The following is an 18,617-nucleotide window of genomic DNA, read 5'->3' as shown; positions in this document are numbered from 1 at the left end:
TGGAGGTTTTAATATGGCAATACTTGAAACAAAAGATTTACGAAAGATATACGGAAGCGGAGAAAACGAAGTCCATGCTTTGGATGGGGTATCCATTTCCGTAGAGGAAGGCGAATTTGTTGCTGTTATAGGTACATCAGGCAGCGGTAAATCTACACTACTCAACATGATCGGCGGGTTAGACCGTCCTACTTCTGGTAGTGTTACTATCCGAGGAAAAGAACTGTTGAAAATGAAAGACGAGGAACTGACGATTTTTAGGCGTCGAAACATTGGCTTTGTTTTTCAGAATTATAATCTGCTTCCTGTTCTTAATGTGTATGAGAACATTGTGTACCCTATTGAGATCGATGGTGGCAAGACCGATACAAGATTTGTAAAAGAGATTATCCATACTCTTGGCTTGGAACAAAAGCTTAAGAATATGCCGAATAATCTTTCAGGTGGTCAGCAGCAGAGGGTTGCGATTGCCCGTGCCCTTGCGACAAAGCCTGCCATTATCCTTGCGGATGAGCCGACTGGAAATCTGGACTCAAAAACAAGTATGGATGTTATTTTGCTGATGCAGTCGATCAGCCGTCAGTTCCACCAAACCACCATTATGATCACGCACAATGAGGAAATCGCTCAAATGGCAGATCGCACAATCCGCATTGAGGATGGCAAGGTTGTTTCGGGAGGTGTCAGATATGCACGCTAACCGAAATAAAAAAGCAGTTAAGCGAGTAGAAAAGGGAATGATGAAAGCAAACCGTATTCGTAACCTGTTTGCGGTGTTTGCGATCGTTCTTACTACCTTTATGATTACTACCGTGTTTAGTTTGGGCATTAACTATATGGAAAATATGAAGTTAATGCAGGTGCGTACCGCAGGCACGACCGCTAATGCGTCTCTTGCGATGCCGACAGAAAAGCAGGAACAGCAGATTAAGAATTTGGAATATGTCAAAACCGTCGGTATGCAGTATATGGTCGGCTCGGTTGCCGAGAAGAACGACGAGGGGCGTGAGCTTTCTATTGCACTTTTGTATTACGACACTACTGAATGGGATAAACACTATAAAGAAGCAATCAAAGATTTAGAAGGAAAATATCCTTCAGATGAAAATGAAATTATGCTGTCGGAGGATGCTCTTTCACAGCTTGGAATGAAAGAGCCGAAGTTGAATATGGAAATCCCTCTGTCCTATTATGATAAAAACGGTCAGCAGGAAAAAAACTTCACATTAAGCGGCTGGTTTCATTCCTATACAGGTACAGGAATGGGATTTGTTTCAGAAAGCTATTGTAAAAACGCCGGTTATACAATAGCAGAGGACGGTGTTCTTTCTTTGACTCTGAATAAAATGCCCGATGATTTTTATCGTATTCAAAAAGATGTAAAGTTGAATGAAAATCAATCTTTCGGCGGTGCGGTTTCCATGAAATCATCAAGCGGTTCAGTTATCGCAATGGTAATCCTATTGGTATTCTTTATCATTGGCAGCGGTTATCTGCTCATTTACAATGTTTTGTATATATCCATTTCAAAGGATACCCGCTTTTACGGTTTGATGAAAACGCTTGGAACAACGCAAAAACAGATTAAATCACTGGTAAAAAATCAGGCGGTGAAGTTTGCCTGCATTGGTATCCCGATTGGCATTTTGTTAGCCACCGCTGTTTCCTTTGGAATTGTTCCCTTTGTTTTGAACGAGGGCTTTGAACAGGGCAAGTCGATGATGGATGCCGAAGTGTTTTTCCATCCATCTATCTATATTTTGTCCGTAATCTTTTCAGCGGTAACCGTTTGGATTGCCTGCAATGCTCCTGCAAAAGCGGCTGCAAAAATATCGCCAATAGAAGCATTGAAGTTTCAGAATTTTGCACCGAAGAAAACAAAAAGCAGGAATTCCACCAATGGCGGCAAGCTGTATGTGATGGCATTTCATAATGTATTCCGTGACAAAAAGCGTGCTATCCTTGTGTTTATGTCCTTGTTCATGGGAATTACTATGATTTTAGGTGTAAATGGAGTTATAAGCAGTATGTCGGCTGAGAACTTTATTAAGGAATACATGGATTATAACTTTGAATACAATGATATTCAATTTGAACAGCCTGAGCAACTCAACAAGGAAGTACCTCAATTCGACGAACATTTTGTGGAACAGATTAAGCAAATCGACGGTGTTGAAAATGTAGATATTCAAAAGACAGTCTGGGCAGGTATTGACTTTGATGAAACCGCTTTAGAAGGCTTTATGAAAATCCAATATGAGGACAGTAGATATAAATCCAAAGGGCAGTCCTATGAACAAATGATAGAGGCACTTAAAGGGTATGCTGATGCCGGTGACTACGGCTGCTATATTACAACACTTCCAGACGACAGGGTACTGGAAGAATACAATGCAGAGCATTCTGATACGCCTATTGACATGGAAGCATTTAAGCGTGGCGAAACAGCGATTGCAGGAAAAGATACCGAATATAACGCTCCTAATACCGCTTTAGTGGGTGAAACATTGACACTAACTGCCGACAGTACAGACGGCAAGGCAACTGATTTCAAAATTGGCGGAGCTTTTTACTATGACGATTATGATAATACTCTTTCAGAAGGTATTGGCAGACGCAAGGACATTCAAATTGTGCCGAATATCATCTTTGTCAGCGAAGCGGGTATGGAACGACTGACGAAAGAACCGATCATTTCGGCAATCGGTGTTGACATTAAGAATTTCAACGATTTAGAGCGAATTGACAGCGAATTACAGGCGATCAACAGTACCTTGACTGGATCAGAATGGCAACTTAGATCTTCTGTTAATCAGAAAGAACTATTTGAACAGATGAACTACTCTTTAAGCTTGTTGGGAAACGGTGCCGCAATTCTGCTCATTGTCATCGGTTTGATTAACTTTGTCAATGTAATGCTGACGGGTGTGGTGGCAAGGAAAAATGAATTTGCCATTATGGAAAGTATCGGAACAACGAAAAAGCAGATCAGGAAGATATTGACCTTAGAAGGCGGTATTTATGCTCTGATTTCTACTCTGCTGATTATGACTTTTGGTAATGCGTTCCTAATGTTGGTGGCAGATGCAGTTCCGCATATGGCAAATTATGCAGTATTTAAATACCCTGTTGCTCTTGTCATCGGTTTGATCGCAGCAATCTTTGTAATTTGCTTAAGCGTTCCTGCCATTGTTTACAAGGCAACTTCTGATGAAACGGTCATTGAAAGACTGCACAATTTTGATAATTAAATGAGGTTGCGGGACGGACGCAGCGTTGCTGCGTCTGTTCCTGCAATTTTGCATATTGAGGAAGGTGGTGCGTTTTACGGCTATGACAAATATTTTTCTCCTTGAAGATGATAAAATTTTGAGCAAGGGTATTTCTATCGCCTTAAAAAAAGACGAGCATACGGTTACAGCAGTCTATGGGTATTTGGAAGCATTGCAGCAATACCAAAAGCAAAAGTATGATTTGTTTCTGCTTGATATTAACCTGCCTGACGGCAATAGTTTGGAATTTTGTAAGAAAATTCGGGAAACATCGGAAACACCCGTATTATTTTTAACCGCTAATGATACGGAAGAAGATATGTTGGAAGGGTTTGGCGTTGGTTGTGATGATTATATATCAAAGCCTTTTTCTATTGAAGTTTTACGAAAAAAAGTATTGGCAGTTCTAAAACGAACTGGCATAGGAAAATTTCGTATGAAATACAGAGATTTAGAGTTAGATAAAGAAAAGTGTCTTGTTTTAATGAAGGGACAGGAAATACATTTGACCTCAACAGAATACAAATTGCTCCTTTATCTAATGGAAAACAGGGGAAGGGTTGTTACAAAGGCGATGCTTTTGGAACAGCTTTGGGATATAGACGGAAACTTTGTTGATGATAATACCGTGCGTGTGAATATTAAGCGGCTAAGGCAGAAACTGAATGATGAAAAGCAGGAATACATTGTAACAGTTTTTGGCATGGGCTACTCTTTTGGAGAATGACGATGAAGCATTTTGAAATTTACAGAAAACTGATTTTAATTATAGGTACTGCTACGGCGGTGGTATCTGTTGGTGTGTTCTTTTTTATGGAGGACATCCTTTTCCGTACGCTTTTTATCTCTTTTGCATTTGTATTTTTATGTGGTCTGTTGTTCCTACTGGACTTTCTGCACAACCGCTATAATGATAATCTGTTAGAGGAGATTACGCTGCTCATTGAAGCTTTGGTAGAACAGCAGGAACGGACGGTCTTTTCAGAAGCTGAGGACACCTTGACTGCACGGTTGCAGCACCAACTTCTAAAACTCCGCAATATTTTAAAGGCACAGAATCAAATGCTGACACAGGAGAAAGAACAGATTAAAACTTTAATCTCCGATATTTCCCATCAAATCAAAACGCCTGTAGCGGCGGCAAATACCTTTGCACAGTTGTTAGGTGATACAGGCTTATCCGATGAGGAGAGAAGGGAATATATTGCCACCTTGCAGATGTCCCTTGAAAAGCTGACTTTTTTGACAAACAGTTTGATTAAAATGTCCCGTTTGGAAAGTGGTATTATCCGATTGAAACCTGAACAAAGCAGTTTAAATGATATTGTTATGCAAGCGGTAAAAACGGTTTATGCCAAAGCAAGGGATAAAAATATTACGATTACCTTTGATTGTGGGCAGACCTTTGAAGCCTTGCTTGATTTTAACTGGACGGCAGAAGCTGTTACCAATGTACTTGACAATGCTGTGAAATACACACCAAGCGGAGGAGTTGTGGACTTGAAAATCACCGAATATCCATCGTATTTGCGATTGGATGTATCCGATAACGGAATTGGCATTCCTGAAGAAGAACAGGCAAAAATCTTCGGCAGATTTTACCGTGGAAAGCAGTCAGCAGGAGTTGACGGTGTGGGAATCGGGTTATATCTTACCCGTGATATTGTGAATAAGCAGAACGGGTATATCAAGGTGGCATCCGATGAAAAAGGTACAACATTTTCTTTATTTTTGAAAAAGTTTAGAGAACAATAGTAATTCCAGATAAGTGTACGATATGAATTTGTCAAGATAGTAAATATAAAATTGAAAGATCAAATAAAACAAGATAAATGGAGATGGATAATTTATGATTTCAGAATGGATAATTTGCCCGATTTGTGGCAACAAAACCCGTGATAGAGTTAGAGAAGATACTATTTTAAAAAATTATCCTCTTTATTGTCCGAAATGTAAGAAAGAAACTTTAATAAATGCAAAGAAATTACATATAACCGTCATCAAAGAGCCAGACGCATAGACGCAGAGCCGATGAACTTGTGAGATAACCTTATAAGTCATCGGCTCTTTTTTTACATAAATATAGAATTTGACAAGTCCGCCAAATAAAAAAAACGGTGTTTTGGTGGGCAATTTTGTCATGCTCAGATAGCTATTTTATCCCTCCAGACCTGTTTTGAGTTTGGAGGGATTTCTTATGTGTTGGTCTGATAACACTTTGCTGCTGATTTTAAGCAGCAGTTATTTACATACCGTTCGATAGAGATGAGGATAATTTGTTAAAAAAATTCTTATCTCCATTTGGGGAAATTATGCTCCAAGAGTAGATATTAAATATCTATATAATAGAATTGATATTTCTTATAACCGTAAGGGTCTGACAGCCTTTGCGGTTTTTCTTTTGTCGTTTTTTGTTGAATTAAGGCGTAAGCCTGTTTGGGGCGTAGGGTGTCGTTCTCCGCCGATCAATCTGAAATTTCAAAAATTCAGATTGATTGGAGGAACGAAGAATGGATGAAAAACATCCTAACCGAAAAAAGGACAAGCATAACCCTTATACGCTGATGATTGTAGAGGGCAGATATTACCTCTCTTTTAAAGATGGGCGGGGGATAATGCAAAATATTGAAATAGATAAAGTGTTATATGACCTGTTTAACCGTTTTGAGCTTGAGGACATTTCCTATCTTAATCGGGTGAGCAGGCACATTGAACACTCCGAGTTGACAGAAAGCACCTTAAATGACCGAGCCTTTTATAAGGAAGAAAGTCTTGAGGAAACCGTTTCGAGGAGTATGGAATATGAGCAGTTACATAAGGCAATTTCAAAACTGCCCGAAACACAAAAACGCAGGCTGCTTCTGTATTTTTTCGGAGAGTTGACCTATGAGCAGATTGCAGAGCTTCAGGGATGTAAATATCAGGCTGTTCAAAGCTCTATCTATGCGGCAATCAAAACTTTGAAAAAATTTTTGAAATAGTGCCTTGTGTTATGGACTTTGAGTGAGCAAACAGGTGAGAGGGATTAAATTCCTTCCACCTGTTTTGCTTTGTGTGGCGAAAACGGGAGTGATCTTTGACAACCGAATATCCATTCGCCAAATACTTCCTCTTTGTGATTGTGATGAGCATAAGCGTGTGCAGCGGTACGCCAAGACCTGTTAAGAAGCAGCGAGCGATGAAAGGAGGTGCTTTCATTCATTACCGACTGAAAATATCGGATTGCTTCCGATTTCGCAATAACCCACAAAGAGAATAATGGTACTCCCGTCCAGTCACAAGTCCGAGCGTGATAAAACCGTCGCAGACAATGAGGGCGGCTCTGGCAGACCGTCAGAGGGGTGAAACTCCCGTGGCGTCAGTTCGCTGCTGACCGTTTGGCGACTTCCCTGTGTTCTATGAACACATTGCATTTCGGGGTGTCGAGGACAAATTGAGATGCTTCTATCATAAAGCCAGATAAAAGGTAGTCATAGGAACAGATTTTGCTAATAATCTTCCAATATTAAATACTTCCTTTTTTCTGGCTGTTACATAGGTAAGTTCTTTCTTACCTAAAACCAGATAGGAGGTCTGAATATTTATGGAAAGAATTATTAAGCGTGGAGATATTTTCTACGCAACACTTAATCCCGTCATTGGCTCAGAGCAAGGTGGTACAAGACCTGTTCTTACTATTTCTAATAATACGGGGAACAGGCATAGTCCAACAATTATTGTCGCACCGATAACAAGCCGTACACATACGAAAGCAAAACTCCCGACACATACAGAGGTGAAAGATTTTGATAAGCTCGATAAGGACTCAATTATTCTGCTTGAACAGATAAGGACGGTTGATAAGCAGAGATTAAAACAGTATATAGGGCTGATGCCCGACCACATAATGGCAAGAGTTGATAAGGCTCTTGCCATTAGTCTTGCAATGAACGGAGAGGGGTGTTTTGATGGAGCAAAGTAATGGACAGAAATTTGCACATTATAGTATTCAATTTGCATGTTTGCAGAAGTTAAAGAAAAACGGTTTAATTACGGTAGATGAGTACGAAGCCATAAAAAAACGGCTTATGAGTGATTTCAATGTCGTTTCAAATCTTGCGGCTTAATACTTATCAGTAAATAAAATATCGGAGGTATAATCGTATGAATGATGTTCAAGTAATCAAAGCAAACCGTAACGAAAATCGTATTCGTGGTAGAAAGGTAGAGATACTGAGAGTTGCTGCTTATTGCCGTGTTAGCACAGATAGCGAGGATCAGCTTAACAGCTATAAGTCACAGGTTATGTATTATACGGACTTAATCAAGAAAAAACCAGAATGGTCTTTAGCTGACATATATGCTGACGAAGCCATAACAGGAACGCAGGTAACAAAGCGAGAGGATTTCCAGAGAATGATAAACGATTGTATGAATGGAGATATTGATATGGTCATTACAAAATCCATTTCGAGATTTGCCAGAAATACATTAGATACTCTGAAATATGTTCGTATGCTGAAAGAGAAAGGCATTGCTGTTTTCTTTGAGGATGAAAATATCAATACTTTGACAATGGATGGAGAACTGCTTTTGGTGGTACTCAGTTCTGTTGCTCAGCAGGAAGTTGAGAATATATCTTCCAATGTCAAAAAGGGCTTGAAAATGAAAATGCAGCGAGGAGAACTTGTAGGCTTTCAAGGATGTTTGGGATATGACTATCATAAAGACACAAAAAGCATATCTGTCAACGAAAAAGAAGCTGAAATTGTGAGATATATTTTTAATCGGTATATAGAAGGGGCGGGGTGTACAGTGATAGCCAATGAGCTTGAGAATCTTGGCTATAAGACAAAATATGGAAGCTCACGGTGGGTGCAATCCACAGTAATCGGTATTATTAAAAACGAAAAATATAAAGGCGATTTGCTGTTAGGTAAAACATTTACGGTTGATCCTATTTCTAAAAGACGGTTGGAAAACTTTGGAGAGGAAGATAAATTTTATATCCGTGACCATCACGAAGCAATTATCAGTGAGGAGATATTTGAAGAAGCACAGAAGATACTTGCAAAAAGAAATGTTAATCGTGGTGTACATCAGGAAGGTCAGAAGCGGAACAAATTTAGCAGGAAATATGCTTTTAGCTGTATGATTAAATGTGGTTTTTGCGGAGGTACACTAAGCCGAAGAAATTGGCACAGTAGTTCTGCTTATACTAAGACAATCTGGCATTGTGTGACGGCTACCAAACATGGAAAAAAGAATTGCCCACATTGTAAAGGCATACCTGAAGAAGTAATTGAAAATGCTTTTGTAAAAAGCTATCAGCTCTTATGTTCCGATCAACATGAGGTTGTGAGTGAGTTTCTTCAAAAAGTTGAGGATATTCTCAAAGACGACGCTTCTTTGAAACGCTTGCCGAAGATTGAAAAAGAAATGACAGATTTGCAGCGAAGAAAAGAAAAACTGCTTGACTTAAGGCTTGATAACAATATCGACAGGGATATTTATGATAAGAAAAATCAGGAGTTATCGGAGCAGTTAAAAAAACTTCAAGCCGAACAGTTGCAGTTGGTTGAGTTGAGCAAAAATCAGGAGAGTACCAAAACAAGGATAAGAGAATTTCGGAAAAACTTAAATTCTGGAGAACTATTGGAGAGCTTCGATAGAGTGGTTTTTGAAAGTGTAGTTGAAAGAATAATTATCGGCGGTTATAATGATGAAGGAGTGGAAGATCCGTTGAAGATAACTTTTGTATATAAAACTGGTATCCACTCAAATCTTAATGCAAAAGATTTTAAGCCAAAGCGTAAAAACGCTGCGGCTGTACATACGGACGCAGAATTGTGTTCCTATGCAAGTGTCGAGGATAACAAATTGTGTTTACATAGTAGCTCCGACACATGTGGAGACGGTTGTCTTGCTTTCCAAGGGCGAAGTCGACTCGAAAAAGATTCGGGTTGAGTTCTCTTTGGAAGATATGGATATGTCCGAATTTCAGGATGGGGCAACCTACACCCAGATCAAAGACTATGTGCTGGAGCATAGCGGGTTAAAGGTATCCAACCTTTATATCTCACAGATTAAGAGGAAATGTGGGATTGAAGTTGGCAAGAATTACAATTTGCCGAAGTCCGAGGATTCCAGACAGCCCATGTGTCCGCCGGAAAAAGAGAAAGCAATCCGAGAAGCATTCAAATATTTTGGGATGATCTAACATCCCGCAAAATGGAGGTTTCTTATGGATAGATTGATTTCTTGTGAGTTTAACATGGATACCGCTTGTGTGGAACTGAAATTTTTAGATGGCAGCATGATTGCCATTGATACCATCGCCGTGGAGAATGAGGTTGCCGATAATATGTATCAGCGGTCAGAACTGGACTATCTGATCTACAATGATCCGATTGGATATGCTGATTTGATACTGAACGGTAATCCCGAAACCTATTTGAAAACTGTAACTGAATACAAACCGCTTGATAGCTAACCAACACTTTGCCCGTGGGAGAAATTCTGCGGGCAATTTTTTTGTATCTTTTCTGTGAACTCTATTGATTTTGGCTGTCTAATGTGGTAGACTATGTGTGAAGTCTAATGGTGTAGACAGGGAGGGCGTGAATATGGATTTTCCGAAGATTCACGAAAGTGAATATCGTTTTTGTTTGATTATGTGGGAGCATGAGCCGGTTACTGCTGTCGAGCTTGTAAAGCTGTGCCAGGATCAACTCGGATGGAAAAGGACTACGACTTATACCGTTATCAAGCGTCTTGGAGAGCGTGGTGTGCTGAAGAACGACAATGGCACTGTTACTTCTCTCGTTTCCAAAGATGAAGCCCAGGCGTGTGAGATCGATGAACTGGTTGAGAAAAAATTCGAGGGTTCTCTGCCTGCCTTTATCGCTGCTTTTACAAAGCATCAGGCTATGTCCGAAGATGAGCTTGATGAGGTACAGCGCATGATCGACCGCATCAGGAAAGGAGGTTCACAATGAACGAACTCTTTTTGAAAATTATCAACATGAGTATATCTGCAAGCTGGCTTATCCTGGCTGTGCTGATACTCAGGCTTGTTTTGAAGAAAGCTCCCAAGTGGGTCAATGTTCTGCTTTGGGGTATCGTGGCTGTCAGATTGATTTGCCCGCTCTCTTTTGAGAGCGCATTAAGCCTTATCCCAAGTTCAGAAACAATTCCGTTGGATATTGAAATGGCGGCCAAACCCACAATAGACAGCGGTGTTCCGGCGATCAATAGTGTGGTCAATCCTGTTCTATCCTCATTTGCCCCACCACAGCATGTATTGACGAGTGCAAACCCGCTTCAGATTTGGATTCCGATTTTGAATATTATCTGGTTGATTGGTGTCGGCGCCCTTCTCTTGTATACCGCAGTTAGTTATTGGCGCCTATGTCGTAAAGTGGATACCGCTGTTCGCTACAAGGGCAACATTTTCCAGAGTGAGAATGTAAGTTCTCCGTTTGTCCTGGGCATTATCAAACCGAGAATCTATCTCCCGTTCAATATGAATGGTCAGGATCTGGAGCACGTTGTTGCCCACGAACAGGCGCACATTCGCCGCAAAGACCATTGGTGGAAGCCTCTTGGTTTTCTCCTGCTGACGATTCATTGGTTCAATCCTTTGATGTGGTTGGCTTATGTACTTCTTTGCCGTGACATTGAGTTTGCCTGTGATGAAAAGGTCATCAAGGAACTTGGCAACGAACAGAGAGCCGACTATACACAGGCTCTTGTGGTCTGCAGCGTCAACCGTCGCATGATTGCGGCCTGCCCACTTGCCTTTGGTGAAGTTGGTGTTAAAGATCGTGTGAAGTCTGTGATGAATTATAAGAAACCTGCGTTCTGGATTATTATTCTGGCAGTCATTGCCTGTGTGATCGTTGCGGTCTGCTTTTTGACCAACCCGATGGGATTCCAATTCGATGAAGCAACACACACCATCGTTTCTGCAAATCATTTTGATATGCGAAATGCGGATGACGCGGTGGCTATTGAAATGAATCCCGCACAGATTAGTGAGTTGAGTTCTCGGCTGGCCGGGGTCAAGAACACGAAGAAGAGCGATGAATATGGTGGATTCACACCGGGATATCAAATCAGCGCACTCCTGGAGGATGGCACATATATCCGGATAAACGGTTATTCTCTCTCCGACAATGATATGGTAGATATCGAGTGGAACGGAGAACGGTATGTTGTATCCGACGGAGAGTTCCAAGATTATTTGAGTAGAATCTGTGTGGGAGGAGATGTCGCAGTTGCTGAACCTGTACCGTCTGTTACAAAATGGTTTGACTATCTTGAAACACCAGATGAGATGCAGTGGGGTGGTCGCCATGAGATTAATCTTCCAGAGTTCCCGGATGTGACTTTCCGTTGGACTTATGGAGAAATGATGGCTGTTACGGGTAACGAAATCACTTCGTTGTATACCGGGATGCCCATCTGGAACGCCTATTTCTGCCACCTCACCGGCGACGGCTTGCCTGAGTTGTGTTCTACAATCAGTTGGGGATCTGGCATGATTGATAACCGTGTCACCATCTATGACTATGCAAACGGAGCAAGCTATGAACTGTCTGATCGAGGATATTTCGATTTTACCCTCAGATTTAATGAAGCTGACGGATACCTCTATGTAGATAAAAAGAAATATAATACTGATGAACTGGTAGAAACTGGTCGATTGGTTTTCAAGAATAATTGTATTCAGATTGAAGGTTTTTCCAACGAAGCGCATCAGGTTTTCCAAGCTGAAATTCTGGAAGATCATAATGGTTATTATCTTGTGAAGCCTGTTGAAGGTAGCTGGGAACTGAATAGTGCAGACCGAATTGAAGTACCTATCAGAAATGCTCATCCATCACCAGAACCTGAAATCGGAGATGTGATTGAAATTGAATACTCCGGTGAAATCCTTGAAACTTATCCTGCACGAATTGCGGATGTTTATGGAATCAAGGTTATAAAGCAAACCGAAACATGGGACTTAATCCCTATGGTTATGGTGAACGGGACACTGTATCTTGATACTGGCCATGAAAGCAAAATAGAAGCAAGATGTGGTGTTATGGATGGAGAAATCACATCCCAGGTTGATGGAAATAAACAGCCCAGCGTTGACAATCAATCCAATTTTGGTACAGGATATGGTTATCAATACGGGGCAACTGAGGGAACCATTGAACTCTTTATGAATGGCAAGTGGTGGATCTTCGCTACCGAAGAAGCACGACAGAAAATCCAGTTCCCGTCCATAGAGGATGAACTTTCTAAGTTTTATCTGACCATTGGCTCTGAAGGCGTTAAGAGCATCAAGCTTTCAATGCCAAATTCCAGTGGCGGCTTTGAAAATGCAGATGGTTCTCTGCTCAAGAAAGGCGAACGCATCTGGCTCGAAAATCTCGATGGCTACACTGATCTGCGAGGATTAACAATAACTGCCCTGGGTGAAAACGGAGAAATCATCTGGACAGCATCAATTCCAGATGAAGAAGAAAACAAAGGATTTACCCATCTGGTAAATGATGATTGGGAAATCACAAATATCGAATAATTAGTTCCCAGCAAATAAACCGCTGCAATTCTCATTCCAAAGTGGGATGGATGTTGTAGCGGTTTTTCTTTTTATGGTTCAAATGCCACCATTGTTTCCTTTGGTAGTTTCTCATTTTCACAGTTCAGAAGATAGGCTACGGCCTTGTTCGCAAAGCGGTTGGTTTTTATCGTATCCCAATCGGCAAGATGGATGATCTCTGCTGTGCTGCTTTCAAAATCAAATGAAATCTTACCCCATTCGCCGTCGCAGTCTGCTTGGTATTCGTAGATTGCGGCGGCGATTTTCTTTTTTCGCTTGATCTTGGATTTCTGTTTTAGCCGGACTGCATGGATTGCGCCCTCGGCAACCAACAATTCCGTCAACTTGTCCACTGCTTTTCGGTAGGCTCGTTCTGCACCGCTGGCTGTACTGCCCTCAAACATAACCGCCAGTTCTTCAAAGGTGGGGCGGTTCTTCCATGAGCCGACACGCCCACAGGTCATACAGATCGCCAGCCGCTTTTCAAGCAAGGTTTGCTCCCGGTAATTCAGTTTCTCAAATGCCCGCTGCACCTTTTCAGCCTGTATGCCGTTCCAGAGGATGTCGGTATAGTTCCATGTATCATCAAGGGCAACATCTTCACCTGTTTCTTCGCCGTCCTCGTCTGTCACGTAGAATGGCTGCTGATTGCGGATTCCACGGACAACTTTCAGATATTCTTCCGCAAGGGCAAGATCGCAGTTGTATTTCTTGGAAAATTCGTTGACCGCATCCTTGGTATTGTGGTACAGCCAAGCCATTGACCGCACCATTTTATAATTGGTCAGAGAAGATACCGACCATTTTTCTTCGCCCATACGGAAACGGAGCATAGCATCCCAGATAAACGGATAAATGCAGGTGGCATACTCTGCACCCTTGGCGGGGTCGTAAACAATCAGCTTTTGGAGCATTTGCTCCCGGCAGGAGAGCTTTATATCTATAAATCGGTCTGTGTCGTACAAATCGCCGCCATCCACGCTAAGAAAGCTCTTGATACGCTTATTAAGCTGCGGTTCGTAGTGGTGGAGAAAGAACGAGAAATATATCAAATTCTTCTCCTGTAAGGCAGACAGGATATATTCGTTCAGACTGTCCACCACTGGCGGCTCCGGTTCCAGTTGGAAGATGCGCTCTGCCACATAGGGAATAATGCCGTCACCGTGCGGATTGGCTTGGTATTTCGGTATGTATCCAGTCATGTTCCATGTAAAATCATTCAGCATAGCGCACCTCCTTTCAAGTGAATCAGATGCTAACCATTAACTAATCTTAAAAGCGATGAAATACACAGGGAAATCAAATCCATCTCGTGTAAGAATCAGGGTCGCAACCCGAGCAGCCGCATTTGGATAAGGCAGCACATTGAATGGACGCTTTATCTGGAGTGGAAAATCGTACTGCCGCACATGATCGGAATATCTCTTCCAGAAGGATTCAAAATCCGCAGAGTTTACATATGCAACAAGGAAAGTAGCTGTCCCGAGTGCATTATAATTGACAATGGCTTTGTCAATATGAGCGTCAATGTACACTGTTGATACACTGTCCAGCTTCAAACCTTCAAATATAGCAATTTCTCGCCCAGCTTTGGTCAAGAGTATATCAACCTCTGCTGCATCCTTTCCGCTTGCTGATATGCCATGCCTTGTCTGGTCTTTTACTTCGTTATATCCCTTAAAAGAAAGCATATCTCTAAAGTAGTCGTTTATGGTGTTCTCAGAACTTGATGCGGTGAACGAAGCGTTCAAGCAAACGCGTTCGCCCACCTGTATCAAATCATCGAGTACACTCTGAGCTGCTGCCATATCAGCATTTAATCGTTCCTCATTTGATGGCGGAATCATTGTGGATTCGGCTGTACTGTCAGAAGCAAAATAGTAGACCTTTCGAACGAGAAGTCCCGATTCACTTGCCTTGAGCGCCTTTCCTATCGCATCTTGCAGTACGGAATCGAAAGACTGTAGTAATGCTATGTCAGATTCTGCCCCTTCAAATGTGAAATCCAGAGCGTTTTTATTCCAGTTATCACCTTTCATCCCTGCATAATAAGCCAGACCAAGATCTTCATACTCATATTCGCACCGTTGAAAGGCTTGGGCTACATGAGCTTTTCCGAATTGCTGAAGAAATTGAACAACACGTTTATTAAAATTTGCAGGTACACTGTATGTAAAATCAAATTCTCCCATCTCACATTCCCCCGATATAAGTCTGTTTTATGATCTTGGCTTCTTTCTTCAAAGCAGCCTGTTCCATCTCTTTTTCATAATCACCCTTGGCATAAGCAACATTGCTGACCGCCCGAAGCATCTTATCTTTTGCCAGCTTCTTCATAACCTCCGCAAGATCAGCGTCCAGAGTACCACGCTTCACATAGCGGTTTATGGTATTCAGCCGTTTCTCATAAATCTGCTTCAGCGGATGATCGTCCGCAAGTTCTCGCTGTTCTCTACCTTTCAGATTACCGATCTGACGGCAAGTGCGGTGCAGCTTGTCCCCCGGTGCATAGCCACCGCAGTATTTGGTGTGCCTTGCGTTGGTGGTCAGAAACCACTTGCCGCAGATCCGGCATTTCTTCGGTGCATGACCAACACATAAGCCCTCAAAAAGATCAGACCGGAACATCCCTACAAAGGATACATAGTGCATCCGCTTGACCAGCTTCGCAACTTTTTCGCCGGGACGGATGACGGATACATACTGAACGGAATTGTTCAGGGTAGACATCCAGGCATTGCCTTCCGTGATGGAAAACTCCGGCGGGAAATAGCTGCCGAACATTTTTGCAAAACCCTCTGCGGTGCGGTCTGCTTCGTTGCCGTCTGTTTTTTCTGCAAAATCAAGCATGGCCGTTTGGTATTCCCCAAGGGAGTATGCCAGATGCCCGAAAACTGCGGTATAGCGTTGGAGCATCATCGCATCGGTAAAGTTCTGGATTTCTTCAAATTGCAAAGAATTGGTTGCGGCTTTTATGGCAAACTCCACATATTTCAGCGCATTGTCCACAGTAAAGACTTTTTCAATCCGTTCTCTGTGCTTTGAGATATTCATATAGGAGAACGGCGGTGTTTGACTGAGAATATCAAGCATCGTCAGAGCAGCTTCCGTTGCAATAGGACAGAGTGCAGAAGCATCCTGTCCGGCGTTTAATATTCCAAGCAGCAGATTGATTTTCTCGCATTGCTCGTTTATTTTTGCAATGGTATTCACAGGAACATTCAGTGCATCACAGGCAAGCGTACCGACAGGAAATGTTTTGCTCTCATATATGACCGTATCCTGCCAGAAATCCAATGTCATCAATTCTTGATTCATGCTTGCCCTCCTGTCCTGTTTTTTCATTTTTCTAATTATACCATGTAAATGTAAAGAAATCTACGTCCTCAGATAAGTTGTCCTGTTTTTTGAAACAGGATTGTCCTGTCATTAGCCTGTTTTTTGAAAAATCCGTCATAACCATAATAGAAGGAGCGAAGCACCTGCCAATCACGGCGGGTGCTTCGTGCTTTCCAGAATATTATGAACGGAGGGTTTTCTATGACAATCTATGAAACCATCAAGGCGGCAATCAGCGTCAAGCAAGCCGCCGAACACTACGGGCTGAAAGTGAGCCACAACGGCATGGCTTGCTGCCCGTTCCACAACGACAGGCATCCGAGCTTGAAGCTGAATGAGGACTATTTTTTCTGCTTCGGCTGCGGAGCCAAGGGGGACGTAATCGACCTTGTGGCAAGGCTGTTCGATCTGAGCAGTTATGAAGCAGCGCAAAAGCTGGCTGCGGACTTTGGACTTGACCCAAAACCGCCCACTGCCGCAGCTATGGTCAAGCCGAAGCGTCCCTATATCCGTCAGTTACGGGAGGATGAAATGCTGTGTTTCCGGGTGCTGACGGATTATCTGCATCTGCTGGAAGATTGGAAAGTACGATACGCACCCAAGACACCGGAAGATGCTCTGGATGACCGTTTTGTGGAAGCCTGCCAGATGCACTGCTATATCGAATATATGGCAGATGTGCTGACGGTGGGTGATCTGGAAGAACGGGTGGCATTGGTGGACAAGCTGATGCAGGACGGCAAAATTGCTTTTCTGCAAGAGTACATCACACGAAAGAAAAAGGAGGTGGCGCACCATGGCGAAGAACCGGAAAACGCCTGATATGAATTTGCCTGTCTGGTTTGACGGACAGAACATCAACGAAGCTCTGTTTTGTGAAGAATTTCTGCATGAGCGCAGAATCATCTTCGCAAACGGAGCTTTTTTCACGCCCAATGGTCGAGTGACGGACGCTCTCCCTCTGCGTGGGGAGATTTACGACAAGCTGAAATTCTGTGCCGTAAACAATATCCCCCGGAAGATCACCAACATTCTGGAAGTGCTGAAACTGGAAGCGCAAGTGCCGGACTTTCCACCGGAGCAGGATCGGATTCATTTGTCCAACGGTACGCTACTGCTGAACGGCACATTTACCGAGGGCAGACCGACTATCGTGCGAAACCGTCTGCCTGTTGTTTACAATCCTCATGCACCTACACCTGTGACCTGGCTAAAATTTCTGGATGGGCTGCTCCATGCGGAGGACATCCCCACTTTGCAGGAGTTTATCGGCTATTGCCTGATTCCCTCCAACAAGGGGCAGCGCATGATGGTGATTAAAGGCAACGGCGGCGAAGGTAAATCTCAAATCGGTGCGGTACTGTCTACCATCTTCGGCACGAATATGAAAGACGGCAGCATCGGCAAGATTTCTGAAAACCGCTTCGCCCGTGCTGATTTGGAACACATTCTCCTGTGCGTGGATGATGATATGCGGATGGAAGCTCTGCGCCAGACCAACTATGTGAAATCCATCGTGACTGCACAGGGCAAAATGGACTTAGAACGCAAGGGAAAGCAGAGTTATCAGGGCTGGATGTTTGCTCGGCTGCTTGCATTCAGCAACGGCGATCTGCAGGCTCTGTATGACCGCAGCGACGGTTTTTACCGCAGACAACTTGTGCTGACCACCAAAGAAAAGCCCATGGACAGAGCCGACGATCCCAACCTCGCTGAGAAAATGAAAGCCGAAGCTGAGGGAATTTTCCTCTGGGCATTTGAAGGCTTGCAGCGGCTCGTTGCCAACAACTTTAAGTTTACGGAGAGTGACCGCATCCGTGAAAACCGGGAAGCGGTCAAGCGTGATAATAACAACATTTTTGACTTCATGGATTCCGATGGATACATCCTGCGTAAAGCGGATGCGTCCATCAGCTCCAAGGATTTCTATGAAATCTATCGGATGTGGTGCGTGGAAAACTCTCTTGCACCGCTGAAAGCCCGCAGCTTCAGCGATGCCATGGTTACCAATGCGAAGAAATTTAATTTGGAGCATTGCAACAACATCACCAATTCTGCCGGACGGCGGGTATGGGGATTTATGGGTGTGGAAGCTGTGGCAAGACCTCATATAAATGGGTTCTACGGAAATTCGCCGTGTACGTACGTACCGGATGACATTCCGGAGGAATGGCGGAGGGTCGAGTAAAACCGATTGCTGGTACGTATGTACACAGCAACAGATCGTGAAACGCTCTTGATAGAAACAGCTCATTTCCTTTATTTGGGCTGTTTCTATGGCAGTGAAAGATACGGTTTTCACTGCCACCGTCTGCAAGAGTAAGTTTCGCAAAACGGCTCAATGCAGACGGGCTGACCATGAGAAAAGTTGCAGACATTTCACCTTGGTCAGCAAAGGTCGCCTCAGCGACCGCATCCCCCCTCCGGAG

Annotated in this window: 16 protein-coding genes and 1 pseudogene; 14 read left to right on the top strand and 3 right to left on the bottom strand. The window is 42.9% G+C overall.

What is annotated here, in order from left to right:
- Window positions 1–13: 13 nt before the first annotated feature.
- From DXA87_RS13405 to DXA87_RS13335, 12 genes and pseudogenes are all read left to right on the top strand, one after another.
- A complete protein-coding gene (locus DXA87_RS13405) occupies window positions 14–700 on the top strand; it encodes an ABC transporter ATP-binding protein (RefSeq protein WP_009243486.1) in 687 nt (228 codons plus the stop codon).
- Entirely contained in the window at window positions 690–3,251 is a 2,562-nt protein-coding gene (locus DXA87_RS13400; RefSeq protein ID WP_117504865.1) for an ABC transporter permease, read from the top strand. The genes DXA87_RS13405 and DXA87_RS13400 overlap by 11 nt, the downstream gene beginning before the upstream one ends.
- A gap of 82 nt (window positions 3,252–3,333) precedes the next feature.
- A complete protein-coding gene (locus DXA87_RS13395) occupies window positions 3,334–3,999 on the top strand; it encodes a response regulator transcription factor (RefSeq protein ID WP_199537931.1) in 666 nt (221 codons plus the stop codon).
- A 2-nt stretch (window positions 4,000–4,001) separates the two neighbouring features.
- The gene (locus tag DXA87_RS13390) at window positions 4,002–5,027 is read left to right on the top strand and encodes a HAMP domain-containing sensor histidine kinase (RefSeq protein WP_117504861.1); all 1,026 of its coding nucleotides are present in this window, start codon (window positions 4,002–4,004) and stop codon (window positions 5,025–5,027) included.
- A gap of 94 nt (window positions 5,028–5,121) precedes the next feature.
- Window positions 5,122–5,292 carry a cysteine-rich KTR domain-containing protein gene (locus tag DXA87_RS13385; RefSeq protein WP_101874530.1) on the top strand — a complete coding sequence of 57 codons (171 nt, stop codon included), beginning with the start codon at window positions 5,122–5,124 and terminating at the stop codon, window positions 5,290–5,292.
- 490 nt (window positions 5,293–5,782) lie between these two features.
- The gene (locus DXA87_RS13375) at window positions 5,783–6,253 is read left to right on the top strand and encodes a sigma-70 family RNA polymerase sigma factor (protein ID WP_117504857.1); all 471 of its coding nucleotides are present in this window, start codon (window positions 5,783–5,785) and stop codon (window positions 6,251–6,253) included.
- Between the two features lie 602 nt (window positions 6,254–6,855).
- Window positions 6,856–7,233, top strand: a complete 378-nt coding sequence (locus tag DXA87_RS13365; RefSeq protein ID WP_117504855.1) for a type II toxin-antitoxin system PemK/MazF family toxin — start codon at window positions 6,856–6,858, stop codon at window positions 7,231–7,233.
- Window positions 7,234–7,415: 182 nt separating this feature from the next.
- On the top strand, window positions 7,416–9,218 hold the full coding sequence (locus tag DXA87_RS13355; RefSeq protein ID WP_117504850.1) for a recombinase family protein: 1,803 nt from the start codon (window positions 7,416–7,418) through the stop codon (window positions 9,216–9,218).
- Window positions 9,157–9,471: pseudogene (locus tag DXA87_RS13350) on the top strand (23S rRNA (uracil(1939)-C(5))-methyltransferase RlmD); the annotation flags it as partial. The gene DXA87_RS13355 and the pseudogene DXA87_RS13350, both read left to right, overlap by 62 nt.
- Before the next feature lie 24 nt (window positions 9,472–9,495).
- Window positions 9,496–9,744: a DUF6061 family protein gene (locus tag DXA87_RS13345; RefSeq protein ID WP_007488104.1), complete on the top strand. Its 249-nt coding sequence runs from the start codon at window positions 9,496–9,498 to the stop codon at window positions 9,742–9,744.
- Between the two features lie 133 nt (window positions 9,745–9,877).
- The gene (locus tag DXA87_RS13340; RefSeq protein ID WP_007488105.1) at window positions 9,878–10,249 is read left to right on the top strand and encodes a BlaI/MecI/CopY family transcriptional regulator; all 372 of its coding nucleotides are present in this window, start codon (window positions 9,878–9,880) and stop codon (window positions 10,247–10,249) included.
- Window positions 10,246–12,828, top strand: coding sequence for a M56 family metallopeptidase (locus DXA87_RS13335; RefSeq protein WP_117504846.1), 2,583 nt, complete (start codon window positions 10,246–10,248; stop codon window positions 12,826–12,828). The genes DXA87_RS13340 and DXA87_RS13335 overlap by 4 nt, the downstream gene beginning before the upstream one ends.
- 71 nt (window positions 12,829–12,899) lie before the next feature.
- Here DXA87_RS13335 and DXA87_RS13330 read toward each other — a convergent pair whose 3' ends face one another.
- The 3 genes from DXA87_RS13330 to DXA87_RS13320 are packed head-to-tail and all read right to left on the bottom strand — an operon-like array spanning window position 12,900 to window position 16,167.
- Entirely contained in the window at window positions 12,900–14,075 is a 1,176-nt protein-coding gene (locus DXA87_RS13330) for a hypothetical protein (protein ID WP_117504844.1), read from the bottom strand.
- A gap of 36 nt (window positions 14,076–14,111) precedes the next feature.
- Window positions 14,112–15,041 (bottom strand): hypothetical protein, encoded by a 930-nt coding sequence (locus tag DXA87_RS13325; protein WP_117504842.1) that lies wholly within the window; start codon window positions 15,039–15,041, stop codon window positions 14,112–14,114.
- Between the two features lies 1 nt (window position 15,042).
- On the bottom strand, window positions 15,043–16,167 hold the full coding sequence (locus tag DXA87_RS13320; protein ID WP_117504840.1) for a DUF6076 domain-containing protein: 1,125 nt from the start codon (window positions 16,165–16,167) through the stop codon (window positions 15,043–15,045).
- Window positions 16,168–16,389: 222 nt separating this feature from the next.
- Between DXA87_RS13320 and DXA87_RS13315 the strand changes: the two genes are divergently transcribed.
- Window positions 16,390–17,010 (top strand): CHC2 zinc finger domain-containing protein, encoded by a 621-nt coding sequence (locus tag DXA87_RS13315; RefSeq protein WP_117504838.1) that lies wholly within the window; start codon window positions 16,390–16,392, stop codon window positions 17,008–17,010.
- Complete coding sequence (locus tag DXA87_RS13310; protein ID WP_117504835.1) at window positions 16,985–18,376, top strand: phage/plasmid primase, P4 family; 1,392 nt, start codon at window positions 16,985–16,987, stop codon at window positions 18,374–18,376. The genes DXA87_RS13315 and DXA87_RS13310 overlap by 26 nt, the downstream gene beginning before the upstream one ends.
- Window positions 18,377–18,617 lie beyond the last annotated feature (241 nt).

Source organism: Desulfotomaculum sp. OF05-3, assembly GCF_003435535.1.
Lineage (GTDB): Bacteria > Bacillota > Clostridia > Lachnospirales > Lachnospiraceae > Pilosibacter > Pilosibacter fragilis.
The sequence above is the reverse complement of the archived record's forward strand: the minus strand, read 5'-3'. Positions and strand labels throughout refer to the sequence as shown.